This is a genomic window from Pseudoalteromonas sp. ESRF-bin5 (assembly GCF_002632075.1).
Taxonomy (GTDB): Bacteria; Pseudomonadota; Gammaproteobacteria; order Enterobacterales; family Alteromonadaceae; genus Pseudoalteromonas; species Pseudoalteromonas marina.
In genome coordinates, this window is record NZ_NTLW01000029.1 from 1 (window position 1) to 1,786 (window position 1,786).

General features: G+C 39.5%; 3 protein-coding genes. All 3 read left to right on the forward strand.

What is annotated here, in order from left to right; translation table 11 throughout:
• Window positions 1-354 (forward strand): response regulator transcription factor (locus tag BCG07_RS00495; protein ID WP_286888007.1); only part of this gene is annotated, 354 nt, incomplete at its 5' end.
• A gap of 113 nt (window positions 355-467) precedes the next feature.
• A complete protein-coding gene (locus BCG07_RS00500; RefSeq protein WP_138529620.1) occupies window positions 468-1,205 on the forward strand; it encodes an enoyl-CoA hydratase/isomerase family protein in 738 nt (245 codons plus the stop codon).
• A gap of 200 nt (window positions 1,206-1,405) precedes the next feature.
• Window positions 1,406-1,786 (forward strand): winged-helix domain-containing protein (locus tag BCG07_RS00505; protein ID WP_286888011.1); only part of this gene is annotated, 381 nt, incomplete at its 3' end.

Sequence of the window (1,786 nt, forward strand, 5' to 3'; positions counted from 1 at the left end):
TTTTCACGCGCTGGGTATATTAGGCGCTCGTTAAGTGCCGGTGTTAAAGGGTTCATATTAAAAGAAGCCCCAAGTGACGAACTAATCAACGCGCTTAAAAAGGTAATGCAAGGTCAAAAGGTAATTGACCCAGAGCTTGCGATTAACGCTCTAGACGACGCCGACCCACTTACCGACAAAGAACGAAAAGCATTAAAGCTTGCAAGCGATGGCCTTAAAACGAGCGAAATAGCCACACAGTTATTTATAAGTGAAGGGACAACGCGTAACTATTTGTCTGACGCCATCGCCAAACTTAATGCAACAAACCGAATCGACGCAGCACGTATAGCTAAACAAAAAGGGTGGTTATAAACACATGTGATTAAGGTTTATAAATTTAACACAAACCCTTACTATATTAGCCATAACAATAAAGAAACGAACAGCGCTTAAAACAAGCTTAAAATGCGCTAAAAGAGGGTTAAATGGCAAACTTAATAGATTTAACAGTAAAAAACAGTGTCGCAATATTATCGATGAACACCGCAGAAAATCGACACAATCCAGCGTTTTTGGCTGAATTTAATTTACACCTTGATCATATTGAGGCTGATAAAAGCATTCATTCGGTTGTGCTCACTTCGGCAAGCGACAAAAGCTGGTCGTTGGGTATTGACCTTGAGTGGATGGCAAATCCAAGCATTTTACCAGCGGCTATTTCTGACTTTATGTTGCAAATAACACAGTTACTACAACGTATTGTTACGTTTCCTATGCCTGTTATTGCCGCCCTTAACGGCCATACGTATGGTAATGGTGCTGTACTGGCTTGTGCCTGCGACTTTAGATTTATGAAGTCAGACAAAGGCTTTTTTTGCTTTCCAGAGGTTGATGTATTGGTCCCTTTTGTACCGTCTATGTTTCCTATAATTAATAAAGCGATACCGCAAACCTTTTTTAATAGGCTAGCAATGACGGGCGAACGCGTGGGCGCGCAACAACTGTTTGAAAATAACGTAATAGAAGCGGTATTTAACGATAACGACGAACTACAAGCCGGCGTTTATGAGTTTGCAGCGCAGTTTAATAAAAACCGTTGGATTTACGCTCAAAACAAATCGCAAATGAATAAACACATTTTACACACTATAAAAGAAGAAGACCCAGCCTTTATCGATAACGTGAGTAAAATGTTGTACAAAAATTTGCATAAAACTAAGTAATAACTGAGTTAACGGATGCAGCTTAATCACAATGACATAATTAAGCTGCATAATTAAGCACGCATTAAGGCCCGGTACGCTAAGTTTTCTAAAACTAAATAACCGATAAATGCGCTTTGTTTAAAGATTAAGTGCTTTTACCTGTCTCATTTTACGTATATGGGTTAAAATACTTCCATAACCAACTAACAAGATAGTGAATGTCAAACCAAGATCCAAATCTCAGTCGAGAACAAGAAAAGTACGAAAACCCCGTCCCTAGCCGTGAGTTTATACTTACTCATCTTCAAGAGCGTTCAAAACCTGCTAACTACGCACAGTTATGCGAAGAACTAGCCGTGAATGACGAAGAGCGTCAAATTGCATTTAAACGTCGCCTTCGTGCCATGGAGCGCGATGGTCAGTTATATTTTAATAAATTTAAATGTTATGCACTGATTGACGAAGCCGGTTTAACCAAAGGCAAAGTAATAGGCCACAGAGACGGTTTTGGCTTTTTAGAAGTTGAAGGCGAGAACAAAGATTGGTTTATTGCCAAACATCAAATGAACATGGTGTTACATGGCGACATTGTACTAGCT